General features: G+C 72.7%; 26 protein-coding genes. 11 read left to right on the top strand and 15 right to left on the bottom strand.

Annotation, left to right across the window (positions count from 1 at the left end; all coding sequences use genetic code 11):
- Nucleotides 1-21: 21 nt before the first annotated feature.
- The 5 genes from K4S16_RS14700 to K4S16_RS14680 form a co-directional block, all read right to left on the bottom strand.
- Nucleotides 22-438, bottom strand: coding sequence for a DUF2809 domain-containing protein (locus K4S16_RS14700; RefSeq protein ID WP_149259447.1), 417 nt, complete (start codon nt 436-438; stop codon nt 22-24).
- Between the two features lie 258 nt (nt 439-696).
- Nucleotides 697-2,439, bottom strand: coding sequence for a DEAD/DEAH box helicase (locus tag K4S16_RS14695; protein WP_149259593.1), 1,743 nt, complete (start codon nt 2,437-2,439; stop codon nt 697-699).
- A gap of 36 nt (nt 2,440-2,475) precedes the next feature.
- The gene (locus K4S16_RS14690) at nt 2,476-3,543 is read right to left on the bottom strand and encodes a zinc metalloprotease (RefSeq protein WP_149259446.1); all 1,068 of its coding nucleotides are present in this window, start codon (nt 3,541-3,543) and stop codon (nt 2,476-2,478) included.
- Between the two features lie 177 nt (nt 3,544-3,720).
- Nucleotides 3,721-3,981 carry a DUF3039 domain-containing protein gene (locus K4S16_RS14685; RefSeq protein WP_200841858.1) on the bottom strand — a complete coding sequence of 87 codons (261 nt, stop codon included), beginning with the start codon at nt 3,979-3,981 and terminating at the stop codon, nt 3,721-3,723.
- 10 nt (nt 3,982-3,991) lie between these two features.
- Nucleotides 3,992-4,567 carry a YqgE/AlgH family protein gene (locus K4S16_RS14680; protein ID WP_149259444.1) on the bottom strand — a complete coding sequence of 192 codons (576 nt, stop codon included), beginning with the start codon at nt 4,565-4,567 and terminating at the stop codon, nt 3,992-3,994.
- A gap of 160 nt (nt 4,568-4,727) precedes the next feature.
- On the opposite strand from K4S16_RS14680, the gene K4S16_RS14675 reads away from it, so the two are divergent.
- A complete protein-coding gene (locus K4S16_RS14675) occupies nt 4,728-5,399 on the top strand; it encodes a hypothetical protein (RefSeq protein WP_149259443.1) in 672 nt (223 codons plus the stop codon).
- A 54-nt stretch (nt 5,400-5,453) separates the two neighbouring features.
- Here K4S16_RS14675 and K4S16_RS14670 read toward each other — a convergent pair whose 3' ends face one another.
- Nucleotides 5,454-6,857: an NAD-dependent malic enzyme gene (locus K4S16_RS14670; protein WP_149259442.1), complete on the bottom strand. Its 1,404-nt coding sequence runs from the start codon at nt 6,855-6,857 to the stop codon at nt 5,454-5,456.
- Between the two features lie 393 nt (nt 6,858-7,250).
- Nucleotides 7,251-8,216, bottom strand: a complete 966-nt coding sequence (locus tag K4S16_RS14665) for a tetratricopeptide repeat protein (RefSeq protein WP_235036792.1) — start codon at nt 8,214-8,216, stop codon at nt 7,251-7,253.
- Between the two features lie 429 nt (nt 8,217-8,645).
- On the opposite strand from K4S16_RS14665, the gene K4S16_RS14660 reads away from it, so the two are divergent.
- Together K4S16_RS14660 and K4S16_RS14655 are read left to right on the top strand one after the other, a co-directional pair.
- Nucleotides 8,646-9,638, top strand: coding sequence for an ATP-binding cassette domain-containing protein (locus K4S16_RS14660; RefSeq protein WP_235036817.1), 993 nt, complete (start codon nt 8,646-8,648; stop codon nt 9,636-9,638).
- The gene (locus K4S16_RS14655) at nt 9,631-10,932 is read left to right on the top strand and encodes a hypothetical protein (protein WP_149259441.1); all 1,302 of its coding nucleotides are present in this window, start codon (nt 9,631-9,633) and stop codon (nt 10,930-10,932) included. The genes K4S16_RS14660 and K4S16_RS14655 overlap by 8 nt, the downstream gene beginning before the upstream one ends.
- 40 nt (nt 10,933-10,972) lie before the next feature.
- On the opposite strand, the gene K4S16_RS14650 is transcribed toward K4S16_RS14655, so the two are convergent.
- Nucleotides 10,973-11,281 carry a DUF3817 domain-containing protein gene (locus tag K4S16_RS14650; RefSeq protein WP_149259440.1) on the bottom strand — a complete coding sequence of 103 codons (309 nt, stop codon included), beginning with the start codon at nt 11,279-11,281 and terminating at the stop codon, nt 10,973-10,975.
- A 156-nt stretch (nt 11,282-11,437) separates the two neighbouring features.
- Between K4S16_RS14650 and K4S16_RS14645 the strand changes: the two genes are divergently transcribed.
- Both K4S16_RS14645 and K4S16_RS14640 read left to right on the top strand, forming a co-directional pair.
- Nucleotides 11,438-12,235 (top strand): DUF2127 domain-containing protein, encoded by a 798-nt coding sequence (locus K4S16_RS14645; RefSeq protein ID WP_149259439.1) that lies wholly within the window; start codon nt 11,438-11,440, stop codon nt 12,233-12,235.
- A gap of 34 nt (nt 12,236-12,269) precedes the next feature.
- Nucleotides 12,270-12,983, top strand: coding sequence for a DUF4230 domain-containing protein (locus tag K4S16_RS14640; RefSeq protein WP_149259438.1), 714 nt, complete (start codon nt 12,270-12,272; stop codon nt 12,981-12,983).
- Nucleotides 12,984-13,155: 172 nt separating this feature from the next.
- On the opposite strand, the gene K4S16_RS14635 is transcribed toward K4S16_RS14640, so the two are convergent.
- A complete protein-coding gene (locus K4S16_RS14635; RefSeq protein ID WP_149259437.1) occupies nt 13,156-14,346 on the bottom strand; it encodes an acetyl-CoA C-acetyltransferase in 1,191 nt (396 codons plus the stop codon).
- Nucleotides 14,347-14,453: 107 nt separating this feature from the next.
- On the opposite strand from K4S16_RS14635, the gene mce reads away from it, so the two are divergent.
- From mce to K4S16_RS14620, 3 genes are all read left to right on the top strand, one after another.
- Nucleotides 14,454-14,888, top strand: coding sequence for a methylmalonyl-CoA epimerase (mce, locus tag K4S16_RS14630; protein ID WP_149259436.1), 435 nt, complete (start codon nt 14,454-14,456; stop codon nt 14,886-14,888).
- 329 nt (nt 14,889-15,217) lie between these two features.
- A complete protein-coding gene (locus tag K4S16_RS14625; RefSeq protein WP_149259435.1) occupies nt 15,218-16,543 on the top strand; it encodes a DivIVA domain-containing protein in 1,326 nt (441 codons plus the stop codon).
- 101 nt (nt 16,544-16,644) lie between these two features.
- Nucleotides 16,645-18,105, top strand: coding sequence for an AI-2E family transporter (locus tag K4S16_RS14620; protein ID WP_235036791.1), 1,461 nt, complete (start codon nt 16,645-16,647; stop codon nt 18,103-18,105).
- A 71-nt stretch (nt 18,106-18,176) separates the two neighbouring features.
- Here K4S16_RS14620 and K4S16_RS14615 read toward each other — a convergent pair whose 3' ends face one another.
- The 4 genes from K4S16_RS14615 to K4S16_RS14600 all read right to left on the bottom strand — a co-directional run bounded on the left by K4S16_RS14615 (nt 18,177) and on the right by K4S16_RS14600 (nt 21,810).
- Nucleotides 18,177-18,968 carry an alpha/beta fold hydrolase gene (locus tag K4S16_RS14615; RefSeq protein WP_149259434.1) on the bottom strand — a complete coding sequence of 264 codons (792 nt, stop codon included), beginning with the start codon at nt 18,966-18,968 and terminating at the stop codon, nt 18,177-18,179.
- A gap of 85 nt (nt 18,969-19,053) precedes the next feature.
- A complete protein-coding gene (locus K4S16_RS14610) occupies nt 19,054-19,782 on the bottom strand; it encodes an alpha/beta hydrolase (protein WP_149259433.1) in 729 nt (242 codons plus the stop codon).
- A 60-nt stretch (nt 19,783-19,842) separates the two neighbouring features.
- Nucleotides 19,843-20,154 carry an ATP/GTP-binding protein gene (locus K4S16_RS14605; RefSeq protein WP_149259432.1) on the bottom strand — a complete coding sequence of 104 codons (312 nt, stop codon included), beginning with the start codon at nt 20,152-20,154 and terminating at the stop codon, nt 19,843-19,845.
- Nucleotides 20,155-20,232: 78 nt separating this feature from the next.
- Nucleotides 20,233-21,810: a 3-hydroxyacyl-CoA dehydrogenase family protein gene (locus K4S16_RS14600; protein ID WP_149259431.1), complete on the bottom strand. Its 1,578-nt coding sequence runs from the start codon at nt 21,808-21,810 to the stop codon at nt 20,233-20,235.
- A gap of 55 nt (nt 21,811-21,865) precedes the next feature.
- Between K4S16_RS14600 and K4S16_RS14595 the strand changes: the two genes are divergently transcribed.
- On the top strand, nt 21,866-22,849 hold the full coding sequence (locus K4S16_RS14595) for an LLM class flavin-dependent oxidoreductase (protein ID WP_149259430.1): 984 nt from the start codon (nt 21,866-21,868) through the stop codon (nt 22,847-22,849).
- Between the two features lie 47 nt (nt 22,850-22,896).
- Here the strand turns inward: K4S16_RS14595 and K4S16_RS14590 are convergent, their stop codons facing one another.
- The gene (locus tag K4S16_RS14590; protein ID WP_149259429.1) at nt 22,897-23,283 is read right to left on the bottom strand and encodes an SCO5389 family protein; all 387 of its coding nucleotides are present in this window, start codon (nt 23,281-23,283) and stop codon (nt 22,897-22,899) included.
- Nucleotides 23,284-23,423: 140 nt separating this feature from the next.
- Nucleotides 23,424-23,612 carry a hypothetical protein gene (locus K4S16_RS14585; RefSeq protein ID WP_149259428.1) on the bottom strand — a complete coding sequence of 63 codons (189 nt, stop codon included), beginning with the start codon at nt 23,610-23,612 and terminating at the stop codon, nt 23,424-23,426.
- A gap of 162 nt (nt 23,613-23,774) precedes the next feature.
- On the opposite strand from K4S16_RS14585, the gene K4S16_RS14580 reads away from it, so the two are divergent.
- Both K4S16_RS14580 and nucS read left to right on the top strand, forming a co-directional pair.
- Nucleotides 23,775-24,899: a HEAT repeat domain-containing protein gene (locus K4S16_RS14580; RefSeq protein WP_149259427.1), complete on the top strand. Its 1,125-nt coding sequence runs from the start codon at nt 23,775-23,777 to the stop codon at nt 24,897-24,899.
- 33 nt (nt 24,900-24,932) lie between these two features.
- The gene (gene nucS, locus K4S16_RS14575; RefSeq protein ID WP_149259426.1) at nt 24,933-25,613 is read left to right on the top strand and encodes an endonuclease NucS; all 681 of its coding nucleotides are present in this window, start codon (nt 24,933-24,935) and stop codon (nt 25,611-25,613) included.
- The last annotated feature ends 81 nt before the right edge of the window (nt 25,614-25,694 follow it).

Genomic DNA, 25,694 nt, shown 5'->3' with positions numbered 1-25,694 from the left:
ACCGTCACAGTGGGTGCGCGGCTAGACCTCAGCGGGGGGCGAGGGCGTTCGAGTAGGTGCGCTGGTACGGAGCAACCAATGCGCGACGACCAACGGGATGACGCCTACGGGATACCAGGCCACGTCAACGAGGTCGAACTGGGCGCCCAGCAGTTGGCGCGCGAACCAGCTGCGTTGGGAGATTTCGCCCGGCAGGGGAGTGAGCTGTGCGAACTCGATGAACCAGCAGTAGGCGACCGCGATGCTACCGGCGGGCAAGGGAGAGATCCGCGGCCGTACGAAGAGCACGATCGTGTAGACGATGGCCCCTGACAAAGCGGCGCCGGAATACTGGTCGACAAGCCCGTCTGCCACGGCGCGGATCGCATAGGCCGCGCCGGCGAAGCCGGCTGCCGACACGACCATCAGCAGCCGAACCCAGCGCGCAGCGAGCGTCATCGCACGATCTTAAGCGGCAACGCACACTCATGCCGCCACAGCGCCTACGCCCGTCCGGGCTGGTGTGGACGCGCCGGCGGGCGGTGGGCCTACCGAGGCTCAGGGGCGATGCGGTACCCGTGCGACGGCCCTCAGCACGTGGCGGGCGTGCTGGACGACGTCCTCCGGGATCGCCTCGGCGCACGCGGCGCCCAGGCTCTGGGGCGGGCTCAGCCGCTGCGCGGCGGTGAGGCGGTGAGGCGGTGAGGCGGCGCGGGGTCAGTGGCGGCGCTTGGCGGCCCAGTCGCGGATCTTGGCGATGCGCTCGCGGATCTCCTCGGCGCTCGCCTGGGGGACGGGCGGGCCGCCGCAGGCGCGGCGCAGCTCGTTGTGGATGACCCCCTGCGGCTGGCCCGTCCGGTGGTTCCAGGCGTTGACGAGGCCGTTCAGCTCGCGGCGCAGGGCCGCGATGTCCTCGGCGGCGGTGCGGTCGGCGCGCGGGTCGCCGGTCTTGCGCCGGCGCTCGTTGGCGATCTGCTCGGCCTGCCGCTTGCGCAGCAGCGCCGACACCTGGTCGGGCTCCAGCAGGCCGGGGATGCCGAGGTACTCCTCCTCCTCGGCCGACCCCGGCTCGGCGTTCATGCCGAACTCGCCGCCGTCGTAGAGCACGCGGTCGAACGTCGCGGACGCCTCCACCGTCTCGAACGGCAGCTCCTCGCCGACGTCGGGCGTGTCCTCCCGGCGGTTGGCCTCCGCGAGGAGCTCGTCGTCGAGGCCGTCCTCGCGGACGGGGCGGTCGAGGACGTGGTCGCGCTCCTCCTCCATCTCGGAGGCGTGGCCCATCAGCGTCGGCACCGACGGCAGGAACACCGACGCGGTCTCGCCGCGCTTGCGGGCGCGGACGAAGCGGCCGATGGCCTGCGCGAAGAACAGCGGCGTGCTGGTGGAGGTGGCGTAGACGCCGACGCACAAGCGCGGGATGTCGACGCCCTCGGACACCATGCGGACCGCGACCATCCAGCGGTCGTCGGTCTCGGCGAACCCCTTGATCTTCTTGGACGCGGTCGGGTCGTCCGACAGCACGATCGTGGCGCCCTGCCCGGTCACCGCGCGCAGCATCTTCGCGTAGGCGCGGGCGGCCTCGTGGTCGGTGGCGATGACCAGGCCGCCCGCGTCCGGGATGACGCGGCGCAGTTCGGTGAGGCGGCGGTCGGCCGCGGCGAGCACCTGGTTGATCCAGTTGCCCTTCGGGTCGAGCGCGGCCCGCCACGCCTGGGACGTCTGGTCCTGGGTGAGCGGCTCGCCGAGGGTCGCGGTGATCTCGTCGCCGGCGCGGGTGCGCCAGCGCATCTCGCCCGCGTACGCCAGGAAGATGACCGGCCGGACGACGCCGTCGGCGAGCGCGGGCCCGTAACCGTAGGTGTAGTCGGCCCGGCTGCGCCGGACGCCGTCCGGCCCCTCCTCGTACTGGACGAACGGGATCGGGTTGATGTCGGTGCGGAACGGCGTGCCGGACAGCGCGAGCCGCCGCGTCGCCGGCTCGAACGCCTCCCGGACGGCGTCGCCCCACGACAGGCCGTCGCCCGCGTGGTGCACCTCGTCGAAGATGACCAGCGACTTGCGCGACTCGGTGCGGTTGCGGTGCAGCGCCGGGCGCGCCGCGACGGTCGCGTACGTGACGGCGACGCCGTGGAAGTCCTTGCCGACGGGGCCCTGCCCGTTCTGGTACTCGGGGTCGATCCTGATGCCGACGCGGGCCGCCGACTCGGCCCACTGCCGCTTGAGGTGCTCGGTCGGGCACACGATCGTGAGCGACGAGACGACGCGGCGCTCCATCAGCTCGCGGGCGAGCCGGAGCGCGAACGTCGTCTTGCCGGCGCCGGGCGTCGCGACGGTGAGGAAGTCGCGCGGGCCCGGCGCCGTTCCGTCCGCGCCGAAGTACGCCTCCAGCGCCTGCTGCTGCCAGGCGCGCAGGGACTGCGCGGTCCCCCAGGCGGCCCGCTCGGGGAAGGCGGGGGGCATGCTCGATGCGGCGAAGGTGCTCACGGTCATTGAAGGCTACCGAGCCGCACCGACAGATCGGGCCGCGCCGGGCGCACCTGTGCCGAGATCCACACCCTGGCGGGCGCGCCCCGAGGACCGGTACGCCGCCCACACCGTGCGGATGCGACGCCCCTGACCTGCGGTGAAGCCCCACATGCAGGCGTCCTGCGCGTAGTCCATGAAGTTGTGGATCGGGTCGAGACCCCGCTGCGGACACGTGTCGCGGCCGTGGGGGCAGCCCTGCGCCGGCTCCTCCTCGTACGGGGTGTCGGCCACCCCGTCGCCCGGCGCGGTGCACCCGCCTTCGAACGTGTGCATCAGGCCGAGCCAGTGCCCGATCTCGTGGACGGCCGTGTACCCGTGGTTGAACGGCGCGTAGGAGCCGTACGGCAGGCTGCGGTAGTCGACGGTGACGCCGTCCATGCGCGGGTCGCGCCGGTACCACTGGGGGAAGGTGGAGAAGCCCAGCACGTCCGCCCCGACGGCCGCCGTGTAGAGGTTGAGCGTCCCGCGACCGCCTTTGCGGAGGCGCCGCTTCATCGCGCCCTCGTTGCGCTGCGGGTGGTAGAACCAGGCCGCGTTGTCGGTGCGGTCGAGCGAGACGAGCCGGAACCGCACGCGTGTGTCGGCGCCGCCGAGGCGTCCGCCGTAGGCCGCGTTCAGCGTGGCGATCTGCCGCCCGACCGCCGCCGTGGACAGCCGCCCCGTACCGCCGCTGTGGAGGACGTGGAACCGCACCGGGACGACGAGGCTCCCCGCCCTGCGCTCTCCCGGGTAGGGGCGCGCCGCGTCGATGCGGGCCTCGTCGGACGTCCCGAACCGGTCGAGGAGTGTGCGGCGGAGGTCGGCGAGCATCGCGACGGCCTGGTCGTGGCCGAGGTCGACCCGGTCGCGCGGACGGACCGAGCGGACCGCGCCGTCCCTGGCCCCCGCCGCGTGCAGCGTCCCCGGCCCGCCCGACGTGCCCGGCGTGCCCGCTGGGTGCCGGACGCACCCGTCGTCGCCGTGCGCGACCGGAGCGGCCCGGAGCCGTTCCCGCTCCTGCTCACTGAAAGAACCCGGAACAGCACACACAGTGACCATCAGTGCGCACAGTGAAACCCCGGCAATCCGCCGCATCGAATCCCCCGATTGTTCAGGGACGCCCCATTCGGGACGTCCCGCGATAAGAAACGCCGAGGTCCCGCGGCACCTGACCGCAGGACCTCACGCGCGCACGCCTATCCGGCGGCGCGCCCTCGACCGCCGTTCAGCGGCCGGTCACTCCTTGCCGTCGCCGCCGGACTGCATGGATTCGTAGATCTCCTTGCACTCCGGGCAGACCGGGTACTTCTTCGGATCCCGGTTCGGCACCCAGACCTTGCCGCACAGCGCGATCACCGGCGTGCCGGTCACCGCACTCTCGGTGATCTTGGCCTTCTTCACGTAGTGGGCGAACCGCTCGTGGTCGCCGTCACCGTGGGAGAGGTCCGGCCGGACATCGCTCTCGGTGTCGCTGTTTGGAAGGATCTTCGTACTCACGTCGTTCACCTTAGTTCAGCGTGGGGTCGTCGGGGAAAGTGGAGACGAAGGCCAGGTCGCCGCCCTGCCGGCGCAGCACGTGCTGCCACAGCCGCTCCGGGTCGGCGGCGAACACGTCCCCGGCCTCGGCGGGCACCAGGTACCACGAGCCGTCCTCGATCTCGGCCCGCAGCTGCCCGGGCGACCAGCCGGCGTATCCGGCGAACACGCGCAGCTGCAGCAGTTCCGCCGCGAGCAGGCCGGGCGGGGCCTCCAGGTCGACCAGGCCGACCCGGGCGACCTCGGCTCCCCCGTCCAGGGCGCGCCATCCGAGCGGCTCGTCCTCGCCTGGCAGCCGGGCCAGGGCGAGCGCGTTCTCCAGCGCGACCGGTCCGCCCTGGAAGACCACGGCGGGGCCCGTCACCAGCTCCGCCCACGGCGGCAGCACCCGGTCGACCGGAACCTCGGTCGGCCGGTTGAGGACGACCCCCAGCGTGCCGCCGTCGCCGTCGTGCTCGACCAGCAGGACGACGCTGCGCCGAAAGTTCGGATCCTCCAGCTGCGGGGTGGCCACCAGCAGGAGACCGACCCTGATCCCGTCTTCCATGGGTCCCATGATGCGTTGCCCGGACCCCCGGCGGCACGTCCCTGGACTCGTTAGCCTGTTACGCATTCCTATCGATGGGGATATCGGCACCACGAGGTCCAGGGTTAAGAATGATCTAGGATCATCGGCCACCCGCTTGGTCCGCGCCGGGAGGACAGCGATGCAGTTGCCCAGGGTCATCATCGCCGCCGTGTTCATCGTGATCGGGGCGCTGATCGCGATCCCGGCCCTGGTGAAGTCGACCGGCTCCGCGTCACCGGCCTCCAGCACGGAGTCGACGTCCCCGAGCCCGTCCGGCGGTTCGCCGTCCACCTCGGGCAAGCCGACCCGCACCCCGTCGCACACCCCGACCCGCACCCCGACGCACCCGCCGACCACGGCGGCGCCCGCGCAGCCGGTGACGGCCACCATCGGCTCGGTGTCCTGCCCCGACCGCACCGTGAACGTCAAGGTCCGCAACACCGGGACGCAGACAGAGGACTTCTCCATCGAGAAGAACGACGACTCCGCCGCCGTCCCCGGCAAGATCGGCCCGGGCGCCACCCGGACCGTCGCGGTGAAGCTGCGCGAGGACCGCCGCACCCGCATCACCGTCCGGTGGGCGAACCGGCAGATCGAGAGCGCCACGGTCAAGGCGAACTGCAAGAAGGCGGGCGGCGCGCCGCACGAGACGCCGCCCGGCAAGCTGCCGCACACCGGCCCCGACACCGTGCTGTGGGCGCGGGCCGCGACCGGCGTCGCCATCATCCTGACCGGCGCGATCATCTTCTGGTACGGAGGCATCTGGCCCCGCCGCCGCGAGCAGATCTTCGCGGGCCGCAAGTCCGACTGAGCGCGCGGGCCCGAGCCCGGAGGCACGAGCCCGCCGCGAGGACGACCGCCGCGCCTAGGCCTCGGTGCGGGGGCGGCCGCCCGCGGCCTCGCGGACGGCGCCGGCGACGCGGGTGCTCACGTCCGGGTGGAAGACGCTCGGCACGATGTAGTTCGGGCCGAGCTCGTCCGGGGTGACGACCTCGGCGAGGGCCTTGGCCGCGGCGGCGAGCATGTCGAGGGTGACGCCGTCGGCCTGGGCGTCCAGCAGGCCGCGGAACACGCCCGGGAACGCCAGCACGTTGTTGATCTGGTTCGGGTAGTCGCTGCGGCCGGTGGCGACGACGGCGGCGTGCTCGCGGGCCTCGTCCGGCGACACCTCCGGCTCCGGGTTGGCGAGCGCGAACACGATCGCGTCGTCGCTCATGGTGGCGATGTCGTCGCCGGTCAGGATGCCGGGGGCCGACACGCCGATGAACACGTCGGCGTCCTTCACCGCGCCGCGCAGGTCGCCGGAGTAGCCGCCCTCGTTGGTGTGCTCGGCGATCCAGCGGAGCGAGTCGTCGAGGTCGTCGCGGTCCTTGTGCACGGCGCCGCGGTAGTCGCAGACGACGAGGTTGCGGGCGCCGGCGTGCATCAGAAGCTTCAGGATGGCGGTGCCGGCCGCGCCCGCGCCCGCCATCGTGATGCGGACGGCGCCGATGTCCTTGCCGACGACGCGCAGCGCGTTCGTCAGCGCGGCGAGCACGCAGATCGCGGTGCCGTGCTGGTCGTCGTGGAAGACGGGGATGTCGAGCAGCTCGCGCAGCCGGGCCTCGACCTCGAAGCAGCGCGGCGCGGAGATGTCCTCCAGGTTGATGCCGCCGAACGCGGGCGCGATGATCTGCACCGTCCGGACGATCTCGTCGGTGTCCTGCGTGTCGAGGCAGATCGGCCAGGCGTCGATCCCGGCGAACCGCTTGAACAGCGCCGCCTTGCCCTCCATGACCGGCAGCGCGGCCTCCGGGCCGATGTTGCCGAGGCCGAGCACCGCCGAGCCGTCGGTCACCACGGCGACGCTGTTGCGTTTGATCGTCAGCCGGCGGACGTCCTCGGGGTTGCGGGCGATGGCCAGGGAGACGCGGGCGACCCCGGGCGTGTAGGCCATCGACAGCTCGTCGCGGTTGCGCAGCGGCACCTTCGACTGCATCTCGATCTTGCCGCCGAGGTGCATCAGGAACGTCCGGTCGCTGACCTTGTGGATCTTGACGGAGTCGATCCGCTCCAGCTCGCCCGCGATCGCCTCGGCGTGCTGGGTGTCGCGGGTGGCGATCGTGACGTCGATGCGCAGCGTCTCGTGGCCGGCGGTGTTGACGTCGAGGGCCGTGACGATGCCGCCGGCGTTCTCGACCACGTGGGTGATCTGGCTGACGGCCCGGCCGCCGGCCGGGACCTCCAGCCGGACGGTGATGGAGTACGACACGCTTGGCACGCTCGCCACGACAGTTGCTCCCTATTTATACGGGTTTGTCCACATCCGAGCGCGCCGAGCCGAGGGGACGGTGCGTCCGGGGCCGCCGCCCGGTCCCGTCCGGCGGCTCCCGACGCCCGGCCGCGGCGCCGATCGGCTCGGCGGTCGCGGGGCACGGGCGGCCCCCGTGGTGTCGATCACTGGATGGTGTCGGGCACGGGCTGGCAGAGCCGCGGATCGGCGGAATCGACCCCGTAGAAGTGCTTCACCCGTGGAAGTGCTTCATGTGGGCCGCACGGGCGCGGTCATCGCCATCGAGCATACGCTCAACATCGCGTTCGGGGGGCCCGCTCGGCCCGGACGCCCGTGCTCGGAACCCCGGTTCGGAGCACGGGCTTCGCGGCACGGGCGCGGGGGTCCGGCTCAGAACAGGGCTGACTGGAGGCCGCGGCGGGCCTTGCCGACGCGCGGGTCGTCCGGCGGCAGCAGCTCGAACAGCGACAGCAGGTGCTTGCGCACCGCGTCGCGGTCGTCGCCCGCGCTGCGCCGCACCGCGCCCACCAGCCGGTCGAAGGCGTCGTCGATGCGCCCGGACACCATCTCCACGTCGGACGCGCTGATCTGCGCCTGGACGTCGCCGGGCTTCTCGGCCGCCTCCTGGAGCGCGCGCTCGGCGTCGAGCGACCGCACCCGCAGGCTCAGCTCGACCAGGGCGAGGCCCTGCTTGGCCTGGTCGTCCCTCGGGTCGGCGGCGAGGACCCGCTCGAACGCGCCCTTGGCCGCGTCCAGGTCGCCGCGCTGCAGGGCCTCCTCGGCCTCGGAGTACACCGGGTCGGCCGCAGGGGCCGCCGCGCCGGCGGCCGGCTGCTCGCCCGCGGGGGCGTCCGGCAGGATGCCCTCGCTGCGCAGCGCCTCGAAGAGCTGGTCGATGGCCTGGCGGACCTGCGGCTCGGGCGCGGCGCCGTTCAGGAACGGCAGCAGCTGCCCGGCGACGACCGCCGCGACGAACGGGATGCCGCGCACGCCCATCTGCTGCATGTAGGCGCCGAGCTGCGGGTTCGCGTCGATGTCGACCTTGGCCAGGATCCACTTGCCGGCCGCCTCGGTGGCGAGCTTCTCCAGGATCGGGCCGAGCTGCTTGCACGGACCGCACCACTCGGCCCAGAAGTCCACCAGGATGGGGACGGACTGCGACCGCTCCACGACCTCGGTGTTGAAGGTCTGGTCGGTGACGTCCACGACGTAGGGGCCGCCGGGCGCGCCCGCGGCGGGCGCCGCGCCGCCGGCCGCGCCGCCGGACTGGGCCCGGCGTTCCTGCTGCTTCCTTGCCGCGGCCTGGCGCGCTCCCAGGTCGATGGCCCCGTGCAACGAAAAGTCCCGAGAAGGCATGGGTCCATCCTGCCCCATGACCGCGCCCGGCCGTACGTCCGTACGCTCCCAGCGGAGCGCGGGCCCCGCGACGGACGCCCAGTGTGTCCGCATAAATGGCGCAATAAGAGAATTGCTCGCCTTCTTCGATTTCCTTCCCCGGGCGCCCCGGGCAAAGACTTCAGGCGTCCTGCCGTAAAGGCAATAAGATTGCTGACAGCCATCACCAAGCCCGGTTATAGTCACGATGTCGATGCATTGCGGCCCGGCAAAAGCGACCGGGCCGGCGCCGCCGGGGGGCGGCCCCGGCCCGCGGGCGCGCCGCGTGGCGGGTTGGGGGACCCGAGGCCACCGGGGCGGCGGGGGTGCCGTCCGGCCGCCGCGACCGCATGACGAACAACGGGGGGAAAACTTGTGATCGCGGAGCATTCCGTGATCGTGGCCCGAGGAATGGGTGTCCGCCGCGGGGGGCGGTGGCTCCTGCGCCCGGTGACCTTCGGCGTGCCCGAAGGCGTGGTCGGCCTTGCCGGTCCACCTGGTGCCGGTAAATCCACTCTGCTGGCCACGTTCGCGACCTTGCGCAGGCCGAACGCCGGCGCGCTGCACATTCTCGGGCACGACATAACGAACGCCGCGGGGCAGCGGGCCGCCCGTGCCGGGATCGGATACCTGCCCGCCCGGTTCTCGCAGGCCGAGGGCATGACGGCCGGAGAGTTCGTCGCCTACGCCGCGTACTACAAGCGGACGAGCGCGTCCGCCGCGCAGAGCATGCTCCGCCGCTTCGACCTGACCGACGCCGCCGGGACGGAGCTGGCGCTGCTGCCGCCGGAGGTCCGGCTGCGCGCCGGGCTGGCCGCCGCCTGCGTCCACGAGCCCGGCCTCGTCCTGCTCGACGACCCCTTCGGCGAGCTGTGCGCCGCCGCCGAACCGTGGCCCACCGGCGCCGCCGGGCCCGGCCGGCAGACGCTGACCACGGCCATGGCCGAGCTGATCCCGGTGCTGCGCTCGCTGGCGCCCGCCGTGGTCGTCACCGCCGACGCCACCGAGACGCTCACCGGCTGGTGCGACCGCCTCTTCACGCTCGCCCGCGGCCGGCTCAGCGAGCAGCCCGCGCAGTCGGCCACCGCCCGCCGCGGCCGCACCGCCGCCGACCGGCGCGGTGCCTCCGAACGACGGGGCGCCCCCGAGCGACGGGGGGCCGCCGACCGGGTGGGCGCCCCGGGCGCGCGGGACGCCCTCACGCCGCAGGCGGTCGACGCGATGGCCCGGCGGCGTCCCTCCCTGCGCACGATGCGGCAGGTGTCCCTGCCGCAGCTGAGCCTGCCGCACCTGACGCTGCCGCCCTTCTCCCTGCCGACCCTGCCCCTGCCGCCCCGGGCCCTGCCGCCCCTGACGAAGGCGCGGGCGGGGCGGTCGCCCGCCGAGAGCGCCACCGGTGTCTGACCTCGGGCGGGTGCTCCGGCTGGACGCCCGCCGCACGGCGCTGCTCGTCGCCGTGCCGGTCCTCACCGGGCTCGGGACGGCGGCGGCGTGCCTGTCGCTCTCCCCGCCCGTCGCGTACTGGGACAACACCGTCGTCGCGCTGGTCAACGCCGTCCGCTTCCTGGGCCCCGCCGCCGCGGGGCTGGCGGCTTGGACGGCCGTCCGGGAACGTCCGCTCGACTACCTGCGCGACCTCACCGCCCGATCTCCCGCGACCGGTGCGCTGTTCGACCTGCTGCTGCTCTCGTCCGCCGCCCTGGTCTCCTACGTCGTGGTCACCGCCGTGGCCGTCACCGTCACCCTCGTGCACGCGCACGCCGGGCAGCCCCAGCCGCTCGGCGTGCTGTCGGGCGCGGGCGCGCTCGTCCTGCACGTCGTCGTGGGCTACCTGACCGGACGCGTCGCGCCGCACCGCGCCACGGCGGCCCTCGTGCTCGCCGCCACGTCCCTGTGGGCCGCCCTGCGCATCCCCGGCATGTCCTGGTGGAGCCTCCTGCCCCCCGCCGCGCTCCCCCGCATCCGGCTTTTCACCGCTTTGCGCCCCGAGGTGTTCGCCGACCAGATCCTGTGGACCACGGGGCTGACCGCCGCGCTGATCCTCGGCTACGTGATGTGGGCGACGCGCCGGCTCCTGCTCGTCCTGCCGCTGGCGGTGGCGCTGGCCGCGACCGTCTCGGCCTCCCTCGGCCTGCACGACTCCGGCGGCGGAACGGTCGCGCCCGCCCGGGCGGAGCCGGTTTGCCGGCGGTGGCCCCTGACCGTCTGCGTGCACCCCGCCCTGCGGGACGCGCTGGCCCCGCTGATGGAGGCGGCCACCCCGCTCGCCGCGCGGCTGAACGGCACGCCCGGCGCCTTCACGAAGGTCGAGCAGCGTCCCTCCTGGGAGCCCGTCACGGTGGTGGGCGGCGTCGCCGGCGTCCACCTCGACGAGGACCTCTCCCCCGGATACGCGGCCCGCGCCGTCCGGCAGATCAGCGACGGGCTCAAGGACGCCCGGTACTGCACGGCCGAAGGCGATTCCCGCGGGGGCTACCGCGCACTGGTCGACGCGTGGCTCCTCGGCGACGAGCCCCCGGCCGTCACCGACACGCGCACGGCGCGCCGGTTCGCGTCCTGGACCGAGCAGCGGCGCCGCGACTGGCTGCGGCTGCACTTCGCCCGGTACCGCGCCTGCGCGCTCGGCCCGCGCGACTTCCGCACGCCGCGTTCCACGGAGGGCCCCCGGCGCGGGGTCCTGGCGACCCGTCCTGCGTGACCGCGGCAGGACCCCCACCCGGCCGCGGTCACGCAGGAGGTCAGACGCCCCGGCCGACGGGCTCCGGCTCGGCGGCGGGGCGCGTCCAGTGGCGCTCCACCAAGAACGGGGCGACGGGCAGGACGGCCGCGCCCAGGGCGAGGACCGTGCGCTTGAGGTCCCAGCCGAGCTGCTCGCGGACGAGGAAGACCAGACCGACGTAGGCCATGAAGAGGACTCCGTGCACCGGCCCCATCAGCTGCACGCCGACCGGCGCGTCCGCCCCGTACTTCAGCGGCATCGCGACCAGCAGCAGGAGGAGGAACGAGACCGCCTCGGCGACGGAGACGAACCGGAAAGCACGAATCATGTCCACGCCCCGCTCAACGGCGCGCCCGCGGTCCGCGGTTTCCGCCCCGCATATGACGTCGCTCACACGGCCGTGCGCGAACCGTGAACACCGCAAGCCGTGAACGTGCGCAAACCGTGACGTGTGCGACGCCCGGCGGGCCTCTACTGTGTCCGCGTGGACTGGAGCCTGCTGACCTGCGCGCGCAAGGGACACATCACCTACGCGCCGGACGAGGAGGGGCTGCGCGAGCGGCTCGTCGTCTCGTCCCCCATCGGCGACGCGTGGCGCTGCCTGCGCTGCGGGACCTACGTGCACGGCGAGCCGCACGGCGCGGGCCCGGCCGACCGGGCGCCGCTGGTCAAGCGCGGCCGGGAGCTGCGCGACGCCTTCATCATGCGGTTCTTCGCGGTCGAGCGCGGCATCCGCGGCCTGATCGTCCTGGTCGCCGCGTACGGGGTGTGGCGGTTCGCGGGCAGCCGCGGATCGATCGAGCGGATCTTCGAGAAGGAGATCCCGCTGCTGCGCCCGCTCGCCGAGCAGATCGGCTGGGACCTCGACCACTCCAAGGTCGTCACGTCCCTCCGGCACGTGTTCGACCTGGACGCGCGGACGCTGCGCTGGCTCGCCGTCGGCCTCGTCGTCTACGGCGCGATCGAGCTGATCGAGGCGGTCGGGCTGTGGCTGCTGCAGCGCTGGGGCGAGTACTTCGCGGTCGTCGCGACGTGCTTCGGGCTGCCGATCGAGATCTACGAGCTGGTGGAGAAGGTCACCGCGCTGCGCATCGGCGCGCTGGTGCTCAATATCGGTCTCATCGTCTACATCGTCGTCACCAAACGGCTATTCGGCGTGCGGGGCGGGCGAGCCGCGCACGAGGCGCATCTCCGCAGCGAGTCGCTCATAGAGGTCGAGCTGGCGACGCACGAGTCGGACCTGCGGCACCCGTCCCGGCCCGAGCCCGAGCCCACCGGATGAGGTAGCGGACGCCGCAGCCGGGAACATCGGGTACATGGCTCGCTCGGAAACGAAGAACGACGCGAAGAAGGGCACGCCCGCCAAGGCGTCCCCCGACCGCTCCCGCCCCCCTCGGCGCGGCCTCCTCACCCCGGTCGCGATCATCGTCGCCACCGTCGCGATCGTCCTGGTCGCCCAGCAGGCGCTGCACGGCCTCCCCCACTGGCTGAACCCGTTCGGGGAGGAGACGAAGGACCGCAGCGGCCCCGTCCTGCTCAAGTCGATCCGCGACCTGCACCGCTACGAGGCGGCGAGCGGCAACTTCCAGGTCGTCGTGGACCTGGAGAAGGACGCCAAGTTCCTGCCGTCCTCGCTGCGCGGCAAGCGGACCCTGTTCGTCGGCAACGGCTCGGTCGACGCCTACGTGGACTTCTCGAAGCTGGGCTCCGGCGCCATCAAGGTCAACGAGGACCGGACGGCGGCGACGATCACACTCCCGCCCGCCCAGTTGGAGAAGACCAACCTGGACCCGAAGAACAGCTACGTCTACGCGACCCAGCGCGGCGTCTTCGACCGCTTCGGCGACTTCTTCAGCAGCAACCCGAACAACCAGCAGCAGCTCTACGTCCTGGCGTCCCAGAAGATCCAGACGGCCGCCGCCCAGAGCGGCCTGAAGCAGCGCGCCGACGCCAACACGAAGTCGATGCTGGAGAACATGCTCAAGGCCCTGGGCTTCAAATCGGTGACCATCACCCCGGCACCACAATGAGGCGCACCGACCTCAGCCACCACCGCAACCCCGCAACAACCTGAAGAGTCGCGATCGCGTCCGAAGGCGGATTCGAGCTTGCGAGAATCCGATCGCGAAGCGAGCCGCAAGGCGAGCCGGAGCGATGCCAGCGATCGCGCGTGGTCCGATCGGGAGCGAGCCGCCAGGCGAGCTACCGGGTCGGAACACGAATGAGTAGAGCGTCGCCCTGGCCGCCGCCGCCGCAGAGGCCGGCGGCGCCGGTGCCGCCGCCGCGGCGCTTCAGCTCGTAGGCCAGGTGCAGGACGATGCGGGCGCCGGACATGCCGACCGGGTGGCCGAGCGCGATGGCGCCGCCGTTGACGTTGACCTTCTCGGGGCCGACGCCGAGGTCGCGCATCGACTGGATGCCGACCGAGGCGAAGGCCTCGTTGATCTCGATGAGGTCGAGGTCGTCGACGGTGCGGCCCTCCTTGCCGAGGGCGTGCTTGATCGCGTTGGACGGCTGGGACTGCAGCGAGTTGTCCGGCCCGGCGACGTTGCCGTGCGCGCCGATCTCGGCGAGCCAGGTGAGGCCGAGCTCCTCGGCCTTGGCCTTGGACATCACGACGACCGCGGCGGCGCCGTCGGAGATCTGCGAGGACGACCCGGCGGTGATCGTCCCCTCCTTGCTGAACGCGGGGCGCAGCCTGGCCAGGCTCTCGGCGGTGGTGTCGCCGCGCACGCCCTCGTCGGTGGCGAACACGACGGGCTCGCCGCGCCGCTGCGGGATCTCGACCGGGGCGATCTCCTCGTCGAAGACGCCGTTCTTGATCGCCTCGGCGGCGCGCTGGTGGGAGCGGGCGGAGAACTCGTCCTGCTCCTCGCGGGAGATGCCGAGCTTGGCGTTGTGGCCCTCGGTGGACTCGCCCATGGAGACGCCGTCGAAGGCGTCGGTGAGGGCGTCGTAGGCCATGTGGTCGAGGACCTCGACGGAGCCGTACTTGTAGCCGCCGCGCGACTTCGGCAGCAGGTGCGGGGCCTGGGTCATCGACTCCATGCCGCCCGCCACCACGATGTCGAACTCGCCGGCCCGGATGAGCTGGTCGGCCAGCGCGATCGCGTCCAGCCCGGACAGGCAGACCTTGTTGATCGTGATGGACGGGACGCTCATCGGGATGCCCGCCTTGACCGCCGCCTGGCGGGACGGGATCTGACCCGCGCCCGCCTGCAGGACCTGGCCGAGGATCACGTACTGGACCTGGTCGCCGGACACCCCGGCCCGCTCCAGCGCCGCCTTGATCGCGTGGGCGCCGAGATCGGCCGCGGAGAAGTCCTTCAGCGAGCCCATCAGGCGCCCGATGGGGGTGCGCGCTCCGGCGACGATCACGGACGTGGTGCTCATGTGGGGGCCTCCAGGGTGGTGCTGCGGCGACGTTTGCCACGATACCCACGGGAGCGGCGTTCGGTTCCGTTCGCCCCCGCCTGGCCGTCCGAGGAGGGACAAAGCACATGCTGACCCGTATCGACCACATCGGCATCGCCTGCCGCGATCTGGACGCGACCGTCGAGTTCTACAAGGCCACCTACGGCTTCACCGACGCGCACTTCGAGGTGAACGAGGAGCAGGGCGTGCGGGAGTGCATGCTCAAGATCAACGAGACGGGCGACGGCGCGGCGAGCTACCTGCAGCTCATCGAGCCGATCCGGGAGGACTCGGCGGTCGCCAAGTGGATGGAGAAGAACGGCGAGGGCGTCCACCACATCGCGTTCGGGACGGACGGGACGGTCGCCGACGAGGCGGCGGGCATCGCCGGCAAGGGCGTGCGGGTGCTGTACGACGCGCCGCGCAACGGGTCCATGGGATCCTTGATCAACTTTTTGCACCCGAAGGACTGCCACGGCGTCCTGACGGAGCTGGTGCAGAAGCGTCCGGACGGCGAATGATCTTGCCGGTGCGGGGTACGGCGCGGGCGGGCCAGGATCGTGACGTGTTCGGTATCACGGTCACGGTCCGCACGGCGCCGACCGCCGCTCTGTGACTGTTCGGACACATCTGGTGCATTTGCACCCCCACACCTGGGCTCACACGGGCATGCCACACGGGCGAACAAAAAGGACATTCCACGCAGCGCGTCAAGATGAGCCCCCAACACGGCAGTGTCCGGAGTACGCTTCAGTCGCCGGAAGAGGTCTGGGGCACTGCGTCCGTCATGCCAGGCGATCAACCGGTCCCCGGAACCACCCGTAGCCCCGTCACATCAGGATTGAGCCACATGCAGTCCGACATCGACGCCCAGCTCAGCAACTTCTTTGAAGACACGCCCCCGCGCGAGTTCGACGTGGTGCTTCGCGGCTACGACCGGCACCAGGTCGACGAGCACATCAAGCAGCTCGACAACGAGGTGCGGCAGACCCGCGAGCAGACCCAGGCCCTGCAGCGCGAGCTGTCGGACGCCCATCGTCAGCTGCAGGAGCAGGAACGTCCGACCTACTCCGGCCTCGGCGCCCGTATCGAGCAACTGCTGCGGCTCGCCGAGGAGCAGGCGACCGAGCTGGTCCAGGCGGCCCGCTCCGAGGCGAACGAGATCAAGGCCGCGGCCAAGGTCGACGCCGCCGAGCAGCGCGCCACCGCCGAGAACGACGCCTCCGAGCTGCGCGCCAACGCCCAGCGCGAGGGCGACGACATGCGGCAGGCGGCCGAGCGGGAGGCCGAGGAGGTGCGCACCTCCGCCCGCCGCGAGGCCGACGAGCTGACCTCCACGACCGAGCGCGAGGTCGCCAAGCTGCGGGCCACCGCCGACCACGAGGTCGCCGAGAAGCGCGCCGCCGCCGAGCGCGAGATCGCCAAGCTGCGCACCACCACCGAGCGCGAGGTCGCGCAGCTGCGTGCGTCCACCAAGCGCGAGCGCGACGAGATCCTCACCACGGCCAAGCGGCAGGCCGACGAGATGCGGGCCCAGGCCCAGCGCATCCTGGAGGAGAGCGAGGCCCAGCGCGCCCAGGCCGAGGCCGAGTTCGAGATCCAGCTCGCCGCCCGCCGCGAGGAGGCCGACCGGCAGGACGCCGAGCGCCACTCCGCCGCCCAGGCCGCGACGCAGAAGCTCGTCGCCGAGGCCGAGCAGCGCGCCGCGTCCGCCGAGCAGCGCGCCGCGAAGGCGACGCAGCAGGCCGAGCAGACCCGGCGCGAGGCCGACTCGCACGCCAAGCAGCTCATGGCCAACGCGCGCAAGAACTCCGACAACGTGATCGCCGAGGCCAAGGCCCAGGCCGAGCAGCTGCTCGCCGAGACCAAGTCCGAGGCCGACCGCGTGCGGACGGCGGCGCAGCGCCAGGTCGACGAGCTCACCCGGCAGCGCGACAGCATCACCAGCCACCTCAACCAGCTGCGCCAGCTCATCGGCGGCGTCGCGCCGACGATGGGCGCCGAGCCCGAGCTGGCCGCGCCCCCGGAGAAGGCCGCGATCCCGGCGGCCGAGCCGAAGCCGGCCCCGGCGCAGCAGGCCCAGCCCAAGCAGCAGCCGGCCGCCAAGGCCGCGCCCGCGAAGCCGGCACAGGCCAAGAAGTCCGAAGACGACGACGAGGACTGGTGGCAGGAGTGACCACCTGACGGTCGGGCATGACGGGAAAGCCTGGAGGCGGTGAAACGCCTCCGGGCTTTCCGTCGTCTCAAACCCGTAGACGCAGGACAGAGGAGAGCGGCGTGCCCGACCAGACCCCCCACGACGACGGCCGCGACCCCTCCCCCGGCGAGGGGCGGCCCGCGACCGGCAGCCGGGTCCCCGCTCCGGCGCCGCCCGCCGACGACCCCCGCAACGGCGAGGCGCGGGACGAAGAGGCGCGGGACGAAGAGGCGCGGGACGAAGAGGCGCGGGACGGTGAGGTCGGCTCCGGTGGGACGGACGACGACGAGAGCGTCGCGCCGAGTGGTGCGCTGATACCCGAGGAGATCGAGCAGCCCGTGGGCGAACGCGACCCGGCGACCGGCGGCCCCGTCACGCTCCCGGCCGCGCAGTCGGCCACCGAGCCGGTCGCGCCCGAGCCCGGTGCGCCCGACCCGGCGCACGACGTCGAGCAGCGCAAGCGCGAGGCGGGCGTCGACCACCTGTTCCCGTTCGGCAGGCCCGGCCAGCCGCTCGGCCGCGCGCACCCGTTCGTGTTCGGGTTCACCGCGGCGCTCGGCGTCATCACGGCCTGGATGCTGGTGAAGGCGGCGACGAACGCCAAGTCGGTGCTCGTCATGATCGTGGTCGCGATGTTCCTCGCGGTCGGCCTCAACCCGGCGGTGGAGCGGCTCCGCAAGTTCGGCCTGCCGCGCGGCGCCGCCGTCGCCACGGTGTTCCTGATCGTGATCCTGTTCTTCGCCGGGTTCGTCGCGTCCCTCGTCCAGCCGGTGTCCGAGCAGGTCACCGAGCTGCGGCACAACATCCCCGAGTACGTCCAGCAGTTGCAGGACAACAAGCGGCTCGCCGAGTGGGACAAGCGCTACGGCCTGCTCGAACGGGCCGAGAAGACGGTGAACGGCGACGGCTTCCAGAGGGGCCTCACCGACACCGCCACCGGCATCGGCAAGGTCGCGATCAACGGCATCTTCCAGACGATCACGATCCTGATCCTGACGCTGTACTTCCTCAGCTCGCTGCCGCAGATCAAGACGTTCTTCTACCAGCTCGCGCCGCGCTCCCGCAGAGCCCGCGTCGCCCTGCTCGGCGACGAGATCCTCGACCGGATCGGCGGCTACGTCGCGGGACAGTTCACGATCGCGCTCATCGCGGGCGTGTGCTCGTACGTCTTCCTGTCGATCCTCGGGGTGAAGTACGCGCTCGCGCTGGCGCTGATCGTCGCGGTGACCGACCTGGTCCCGCTCATCGGCGCCACGATCGGCGCGGTGGTCGTCTCCCTGGTGGCGTTCCTGACCGGGAACACGACCGACCTCATCGTGTGCGCGATCTTCTACGTCGTCTACCAGCAGGTGGAGAACTACCTCGTCTACCCGCGCGTGATGAAGCGGACCGTGGACGTCCAGCCGGCGGTCACGATCGTGGCGGCGCTGGTCGGCGCGGCGCTGCTCGGCGTCGTCGGCGCGCTGCTGGCGATCCCCACGGCGGCCGCGATCTCGCTGCTGATCCGCGAGGTCGCCATGCCGCGCCAGGAGACGCTGTAGGCCCCGGCCTGATCCGGCCCTGCTTGCGAGGCCCTCGCAAGCACGGTCTCGCGCGCTGAGCCCGGCCGGGCTCAGCGCGCGGTGCGGGCGAGGGCGGCGGCGAACTCCGCCACCGCCTGGTTGAACAGGTCGGGCTGCTCCACCGAGCACAGGTGCCCCGCGCGCGGGACGACCAGCAGTTCGGCGTTCGGCATCGCGTCGGCCATGGCGCGGGCCTCGTCCTCGGTGGCCAGCGCGTCCTCGTCCCCGATCATCACGAGGGCGGGGACGCGCAGGGCGCGGAGCGTCTCGAAGGAGTCCGCCCGTCCCGCCATGGCGCGCTGCGCCCATGCGGCGGCCTGCGGCGGCGTCGCCTGGACGAGGCCGCGGACCCGCCCGTAGACCAGCGCCCGCTGCCGGTAGGTGGTGGGGCCGACGAGGCCGGGCAGCACCTCGTCCACAAGGACCCGGGTGCTGCGCTCCTCTTCCAGGGCGTCGGCCTGCCGGAGCCGGTTCTCCCGGACGGGACCGGTGTCCGCGGTGGCGCGGGTGGCCGCCAGCACGAGGCCGAGGACGAGGTCGGGGTGCCGCCGGCACAGCGCCATCGCCACGTACCCGCCCATGGACAGCCCGCCGAAGACGGCCCGGCGGACGCCGAGCGAGCGGCACATGCGGGCGACGTCGTCGGCCATCGCGTCCACGGACGGCTCCTCGTCGCCCAGCAGGGAGCCGCCGAAGCCGCGCAGGTCGGGGGTGATGACCCGGAACCGGCCGGCGAGGCCCTCGCGCTGGGCCAGCCACATCGCCGAGGACAGGGGGAAGGCGTGCAGCAACACGAGCGGCGTGCCGGTCCCTACGTCCCTTGCGTACAGCTGCACCGTCATTGGGCAATGGTCGCCCGCCGGCGCGTCCCGTGGGACGGAGTGGCCGCGATCGGCCGCATGTGTTTATCTGTCCCTTTTATCCCTTTCAGTCATTCCCATTCGGGTCAGTCCATTCGGTGGGGAGCGGACAGGCGGCCGGCGCCACCCGCTTGACGATCTCGTTCAGCACGATCCGGACGTAGGGCTCGCCCACCCAGAGGTGCTTGGCGTTGTCCACCCCGACCACCTCGGCCTGCGGGACGCGCTTGAACCGCTCCCGCGCCTCCGCCGGGCGCAGGTAGTCGTCGAACTCCGGCACCAGCGCCACCACGGGCCGCCCGTCGGCGCCCCACGCGTCCAGGTCGGCGTCGCCGGCCCTCTTCAGCGGCGGCGACAGCAGGATCGCGCCCTCGACCAGCGGGTCGCGCCCCCACTTGAGCGCCAGCTCCGTGCCGAACGACCAGCCGAGCAGCCACGGCCGCGGCAGGTCGTGGTACTCGGTGTACTCCAGCGCCGCCGCGACGTCGAACCGCTCGGTCTCGCCGTCGCCGAACTCGCCCTGGCTCGTGCCGCGCGCCGACGTCGTCCCCCGGGTGTTGAACCGCAGGACCGCGATGCCGGCGAGCGCGGGCAGCCGGAAGGACGCCTTGCGCAGGACGTGGCTGTCCATCATGCCCTCGGCCGTGGGAAGCGGATGCAGGCAGACCAGTGTCGCCACCGGCGGCCGATCCGGCGGCAGCGCCAGCTCCCCGACCAGCTCCAGGCCGTCGGACGTGTGCAGCGTGATCTCCTCGCGCCGCGCCGGCAGCACCGTCGCCGCCCTGATCTCCGCCATCGCTTCTCTCCGTCTCTCGTTCGGCCGGGTGGTGTCCGCCGCGCTCCGGACTCCGGGTCGTCAGTAGCGCGGGGCGTTGCGCGACCGCAGGACGCGGGGCGAGCGGCGGGTCCGGGCCTGCCAGCAGGGCCGGTGCCAGTGCCGCCGGTCGTCGCCGCCGTCCCCCGCCCGCCAGGCGACGACGTGGCCGACGCCCGGCGGGATCTCCTGGTCGCATCCCGGGCAGCGGTACGGCTTCACCGCGCCGGCCCCGGAGACGGACCGGACGATCCACTCGCCGTCCGGTCCCTCCTCGGTCTCCTGAGCCCACGACGTGCCCCCGCCCCTCGCGGGGCGTCCGGATTCGGCACGGCGGTTCTTCCGGGGGCTCATGTCCTAAAGCATATGAACCCCGGCCACCCCGCACGGGCCGCCCGGATCGTGAGGGGCGCCACGGAGCCCTCCGTCGGGTCAGCGCAGCGGCTTGCCCGCGGTGGCGTGCTCCACGAGGAGCGGCGCCGGGGCGAGGGCCGGGTCGCGGATCTCGGCGTGCAGGGCGCGCAGGACGGCGACGGCGCGGTCCGGGCCGATGCGGTCGAGGTCGGCGACGGGGCCGGTCGGGTAGCCGCAGCCCAGGGTCATCGCGGCGTCGATCGAGTCGGCGTCGGCGTATCCGGCGCCGAGCATGGCGGCGGCGTCGTTCAGGTAGGGCAGGCGCAGGGCGTCCACTATGAACCCGGCGCGGTCGCGGCAGCGCGCGACGGTGAGACCGAGGCGCCCGAGAAGGGCGGCGGCGCGGTCGGCGACGTCGGGGTCCGTCGCGACCGTGGCCGACATCTCTGCCAGGGCGCCGGCCGGGTCGGGTAGGTGCAGCCCGACGACGTCGGACGGGCGTCCGGTGGCCATGGCCTGCCGGATCGCGGAACCGTCCACCGACGTGACGGCGATGACCGTGCCGGGCTTGGCGGCCTGGACGGCGGCCGACAGCAGCGCCCGCGCGGCCTCGGGGTCCTCCGCCGCCTCGATGATCAGGTCGCACCCGGCGAGGTCGGCGGCGGAGTCGCCGACCCGGGCGCCCGCCCGGTCGCACAGCGCGGCGACCGCGTCCGCGAGCGGGCCGACGCCGACGACGCCCACGGTCGGCGCCGCGCCGCCCGGCTCCCGCGCCGCCTCCGCGGCCGGTGCCGACTTGTCGTAGGTGTAGAAGCCGCGGCCCGTCTTGCGGCCGAGCAGCCCGGCGGTGACGAGTTCGCGGAGCAGCGGCGAGGCGGCGTGCCGGCGGTCGCGGGACTCGGCGAAGATCGCCTCCAGCACCTCCAGGCAGGTGTCGAGGCCGATCAGGTCCATCAGGGTGAACGGGCCCATCGGCAGGCCGGCGCCCGCCTTCATCGCCGCGTCGATGTCGTCGCGGGTGGCGTGGCCGGTCTCCAGCATGGCCGCGGCCTGGTTCAGGTAGCCGAACAGCAGGCGGTTGGCGACGAACCCGGCCCGGTCCCCGATCGTCACCGGCGTCTTGCCGAGGCCCTTGACCAGGTCGGCGACCCGGGCGACGGACTCCGGCTCGGTGAGGACGGTCCCGATGACCTCCACCAGCTTCATGACCGGCGCCGGGTTGAAGAAGTGCACCCCGACGATCTTGGTGGGACGGCCGGTGGTGACCGCGATGTCCGTGACCGAAAGCGAGGAGGTGTTCGTGGCGAGGACGGCGTCGTCCCGGCACACGCGGTCGAGCTCGGCGAACACCGTGCGCTTCAGGTCGAGCCGCTCGGGGACGGCCTCGATGACGAGGTCGCAGTCGCCGAGGTCGGCGAAGTCGGTCGACAGCGTGATCCGGCCGAGGATCTCGTGCTGGGCGTCCTCGGTGAGCTTGCCGCGCTTGACGGCCCGTCCGGTGGAGGACTCCAGGTTGCCGCGCCCGCGCTCCAGCGCCTCCCGGTTCACCTCGATGCCGACGACCGCGAGGCCGCCGCGCGCCAGCACCTCGGCGATCCCTGCGCCCATCGTGCCCAGTCCGACGACCCCGACCCTGTTGAACGAACCACCAGTCATGCACGGCAGTCTTGCAGAGCGGTCGCCCGTCGCCTCTGCCGGGTACGACGGGGACGTGCGCCTCGGAATCTTCCTCCTGTCCGCCCGTTTCCCCGGCGAGGACGACGCCGCCGCCCTGTCCCGCACCGTCGAGGCCGCCGTCGCCGCCGAGCGCGCCGGGTTCGACGACGTGTGGCTCGCCGAGCACCACTTCATGTCGTACGGGGTGGTGCCGTCCGCGGTCCTGCTGGCGGGTCATCTGCTGGCCGCCACCACCCGGATCAGCGTCGGGACGGCGGTGAGCGTGCTGTCCACCCAGCATCCGGTCGCGCTGGCGGAGCAGGCCGCGATGCTGGCGCTGCTGTCCGGCGGGCGTTTCCGGCTGGGCGTCGGGCGCGGCGGGCCGTGGCGCGACCTGGAGGTGTTCGGCACGGGCCTCCCCCGCTACGAGCACGGTTTCGCCGAATCCCTGGACCTGCTGCTGGCGTGGCTGCGCTCCGACCGCCTCGCGTGGGCGGGCGAGCACTTCGCCTTCCGCGAGGTGCCGGTCGTCCCGCGGGCGCCCGTCCCGCCGCCGGTGACGGTCGCCTGCACGTCGCCCGCGACCGAGGCGCTGGCGGCGGAACGCGGCCTGCCGATGCTCCTCGGCATGCACGTCGGGCCGGAGGAGAAGGCCGCCGCCGTCGCCCGCCACGGCGACCCGTCGCTCCCGCACATCTCGACCCACGTGGCCCAGGTCGCCGACACGCGGGACGAGGCCGTCGCCGCCCTCATGGACGGGATGCCGCGCTGGCTCGGCCCCGGCTTGGAGGGATACGTCGCCGTGGACGACCGTCCGCGTCCGTCCCGCGACCCCGTCGCCTACACGCGCCTGATGTGCGACCTCCATCCGGTCGGCTCACCAGACGACTGCGTCAATTCTCTCGCCGCCACCGTGGCGCGGACCGGCATCAGGCACCTGACCCTGCTGGTGGAGGGCGCCGGGTCACGCGCCGCGACCCTGGAGAACATCACCCGCCTGGGCCGCGACGTCCTCCCCAAGCTCCGCGCCGTCACATGAACGCGCGGCGTGCCGAACGGGTCGGCACGCCGCGGCGGTCGGGCGGGTCAGCAGTCGCGGAGTTCGGGCGACTGGTTGAGGATCTGCTCGCGGGCCGTGACGAACGTCCGGTACGCGCTGGAGTCGCCGGTGGGGAAGACCGCGACGCGGTGGCAGTTCTGGAACGCGAGTCTCACTCCGAAGTAACGCTCCAGCGCGCCGCGCATGGCGTCGCTCGCGAGGACGCGCAGGAGCTGGCCGCGCGCCTTCTCGTCCGGGGGCGGCGTGAGGTTGTCGGCGAAGTCGCCGCCGTCCACCTGCAGCCGGGCGACGAGGCCGCTGATCATGTCCCATGCGTAGGGGAGGGAGGTCTTGATGCACTCGACGAAGTCCGCGTCGCCGACCTCGCCCTTCTGCGCCGTCTCCAGCAGTTCCGGGGTCACGTCGAGAGACATGCGGGGTCCTTTCGCAGACGGAGGATGAACACCCACACGCCGACGGTAGACACGGCCCCGGGATAATTCCAGGCTTGACAAAGGTTTTCATTCCGCTATGAACGCGGCCCCGGCCGGCCCCCGGCCGACCGAGGCCTCCGTCATCCCGCGGCGGCGGCGTTGTGGTGGCGCCGCCGTCCGGCCGACCGGGCGGCGAGCCGCTCGGCGCACTCGGCCCAGTACTCGCGGGCCACCCGCGCCAGCCGGGCGTCCCGTGCGGCCCCGGCCTCCGCGCGCAGGGCGCGAGCCCGCTCGCTCATGACCGACTGCATGATCTCGTGGTGGTACACGGCCCCTCCGTAATGGTCCGGGCCGCTCGGCACGACCCGACATCCAAGAGACTCGCGCTAAGGTCCCCGCCCCCACATCGGCACGACGCCTTATATCGCCCGGTCAGTGGCCTTAGGCGGGCTCAGGGGCCCACAGCCCGGTACCGCTGGCATGATCGCGGCATGGCAGAACCGCTGGCGGGGCTGGACGGCATCGACTGGGCGGGCCTCGACCACGCCTACGGCTCGGCGGAGGACGTGCCCGACCTTCTCCGCGCCCTTTCCTCTCCCGACGAGGATGAACGGGACGCCGCGTTGGGCGAGCTGTTCACCAACATCTTCCATCAGGGAAGGCGATACGGCGCGGCCGCCGCAGCGGTCCCGTTCCTGCTCGCCCTGGCGTCCCATCCCGGCACTCCCGACCGCACCGGGCCGCTCTACCTGACGGCCGCGCTGGCCATCGGGTACGACGCGGCGCACCTGCCGTCCGGCGTCGACATCAGGGCCTGGCGCGAGGAGGCGGCGCGGCTGCGCGCGACCGAAGACCGGGACCGCTTCGACTTCGCGCGGGCATTGCGCTCCGCGGAGGCGGAACTCGCCGCCTACGACGCCGTTCGCGCCGGGCTGCCCACCGTCCGGAAACTGCTCAGCGACGACGACCCCGGGGTGCGAGCCACCGCCGCGTACACGGCGGGCTGGTTCCCCGAGGAGGCGACGGCCACGCTCCCCGATCTGGAGGCGCTGCTCCAATCCGAGCAGGACGCGAACGTCATCGCGCACGCGCTCGTCGCCGCCGGACTGCTGGACGGCCGGGCGCTGCTCCCCCGGTTCCGCGAGCACCTGGCCGGCGCCGAGCCGCTGCCGCGCTGGGCCGCCGCGACCGCGCTCGCCCGGCTGGGCGACGCCGACGCACCCGTCATCGCCGAACTCGCGGCCTCCAGCGCGTCCCCGCCCGAGGGCCACATGGCCTTCCTGGAAGGCGACCTGCGCCTCTACTCGGCTCTGACGCTGGCCGCGCTGGACGAGGTGCCGCCCGATGCGGTCGACGCCGTCCTCGACGGCCTGACACGAACGTCCGACGACGCGTCGTTCCCGATGGCGGAGGCGGCGCTGAGGCTGACGTTCCGCACACCGGCCCTCCCGCTCCCCCGGTTCGCCGACCTCACCCCCGCGCAGCAGCGGACCGTCCGCACGATCGCCGAACTGCCGCCCGAGAGCTGGCGGTGGGGCAACCTCATGGAGATCCTCCACGCGTGGGGCCTGCCCACCGACCACGACGACTGCCGCCGGTACGCCCGTCTCGCCTAAAGCAGGCCGGACGCCGCACTAAGGTGATGCACCGTGCGTCTCGTTATCGCCCGCTGCAGCGTCGACTACGCCGGCAAGCTCACCGCCCACCTGCCGATGGCCCTCCGCCTGATCCTGATCAAGGCGGACGGGAGCGTGAGCGTGCACGCCGACGACCGCGCCTACAAGCCCCTCAACTGGATGAACCCGCCCTGCTCGCTGCGCGAGGAGGTCTACGAGGAGAACGGCGCCGTCGCGCGCTGGACGGTCACGCACGGCAAGTCGGGCGAGCGGCTCATCCTCACCATCGAGGAGTTCCTGCACGACACCAGCCACGAACTGGGCATCGACCCCGGCCTCCAGAAGGACGGTGTCGAGGCGCACCTGCAGGAACTGCTCGCCGAGCACATCACCACCCTCGGCGATGGCTACACCCTGATCCGCCGCGAGTTCCCCACCGCGATCGGCCCGGTCGACATCCTCTGCCGCGACGCCGCCAGCGCCACCGTCGCGATCGAGATCAAACGCCGAGGCGAGATCGACGGCGTCGAGCAGCTCACCCGCTACCTGGAGCTGCTGAACCGCGACCCGCACCTGGCCCCCGTCCGGGGCGTCTTCGCGGCCCAGGAGATCAAGCCCCAGGCCCGCGTCCTCGCCACCGACCGCGGCATCACCTGCGTCACCCTCGACTACGACGCCCTCCGCGGCATCGAGCACGAGGGCACCCTCTTCTGACGCCCCTCCCGGGCCGCACGACCTCACATTTCCGGCCTCCATTCCGTCGTACCAATGAGAAGCCGAACTCCACGACGAACG

It is taken from the genome of Actinomadura sp. K4S16 (assembly GCF_008327685.1).
Taxonomy (GTDB): Bacteria; Actinomycetota; Actinomycetes; order Streptosporangiales; family Streptosporangiaceae; genus Spirillospora.
The sequence above is the reverse complement of the archived record's forward strand: the minus strand, read 5'-3'. Positions and strand labels throughout refer to the sequence as shown.

Excerpts from the sequence above, each read along its gene's own strand:
- K4S16_RS14700 (WP_149259447.1), bottom strand. The coding sequence starts at position 438 with ATGACGCTCGCTGCGCGCTGGGTTCGGCTGCTGATGGTCGTGTCGGCA.
- K4S16_RS14695 (WP_149259593.1), bottom strand. The coding sequence starts at position 2,439 with ATGCCCCCCGCCTTCCCCGAGCGGGCCGCCTGGGGGACCGCGCAGTCC.
- K4S16_RS14690 (WP_149259446.1), bottom strand. The coding sequence starts at position 3,543 with ATGGTCACTGTGTGTGCTGTTCCGGGTTCTTTCAGTGAGCAGGAGCGG.
- K4S16_RS14680 (WP_149259444.1), bottom strand. The coding sequence starts at position 4,567 with ATGGAAGACGGGATCAGGGTCGGTCTCCTGCTGGTGGCCACCCCGCAG.
- K4S16_RS14675 (WP_149259443.1), top strand. The coding sequence starts at position 4,728 with ATGCAGTTGCCCAGGGTCATCATCGCCGCCGTGTTCATCGTGATCGGG.
- K4S16_RS14665 (WP_235036792.1), bottom strand. The coding sequence starts at position 8,216 with ATGCCTTCTCGGGACTTTTCGTTGCACGGGGCCATCGACCTGGGAGCG.
- K4S16_RS14660 (WP_235036817.1), top strand. The coding sequence starts at position 8,646 with ATGGGTGTCCGCCGCGGGGGGCGGTGGCTCCTGCGCCCGGTGACCTTC.
- K4S16_RS14650 (WP_149259440.1), bottom strand. The coding sequence starts at position 11,281 with ATGATTCGTGCTTTCCGGTTCGTCTCCGTCGCCGAGGCGGTCTCGTTC.
- K4S16_RS14640 (WP_149259438.1), top strand. The coding sequence starts at position 12,270 with ATGGCTCGCTCGGAAACGAAGAACGACGCGAAGAAGGGCACGCCCGCC.
- K4S16_RS14635 (WP_149259437.1), bottom strand. The coding sequence starts at position 14,346 with ATGAGCACCACGTCCGTGATCGTCGCCGGAGCGCGCACCCCCATCGGG.
- mce (WP_149259436.1), top strand. The coding sequence starts at position 14,454 with ATGCTGACCCGTATCGACCACATCGGCATCGCCTGCCGCGATCTGGAC.
- K4S16_RS14625 (WP_149259435.1), top strand. The coding sequence starts at position 15,218 with ATGCAGTCCGACATCGACGCCCAGCTCAGCAACTTCTTTGAAGACACG.
- K4S16_RS14615 (WP_149259434.1), bottom strand. The coding sequence starts at position 18,968 with ATGACGGTGCAGCTGTACGCAAGGGACGTAGGGACCGGCACGCCGCTC.
- K4S16_RS14610 (WP_149259433.1), bottom strand. The coding sequence starts at position 19,782 with ATGGCGGAGATCAGGGCGGCGACGGTGCTGCCGGCGCGGCGCGAGGAG.
- K4S16_RS14605 (WP_149259432.1), bottom strand. The coding sequence starts at position 20,154 with ATGAGCCCCCGGAAGAACCGCCGTGCCGAATCCGGACGCCCCGCGAGG.
- K4S16_RS14600 (WP_149259431.1), bottom strand. The coding sequence starts at position 21,810 with ATGACTGGTGGTTCGTTCAACAGGGTCGGGGTCGTCGGACTGGGCACG.
- K4S16_RS14590 (WP_149259429.1), bottom strand. The coding sequence starts at position 23,283 with ATGTCTCTCGACGTGACCCCGGAACTGCTGGAGACGGCGCAGAAGGGC.
- K4S16_RS14580 (WP_149259427.1), top strand. The coding sequence starts at position 23,775 with ATGGCAGAACCGCTGGCGGGGCTGGACGGCATCGACTGGGCGGGCCTC.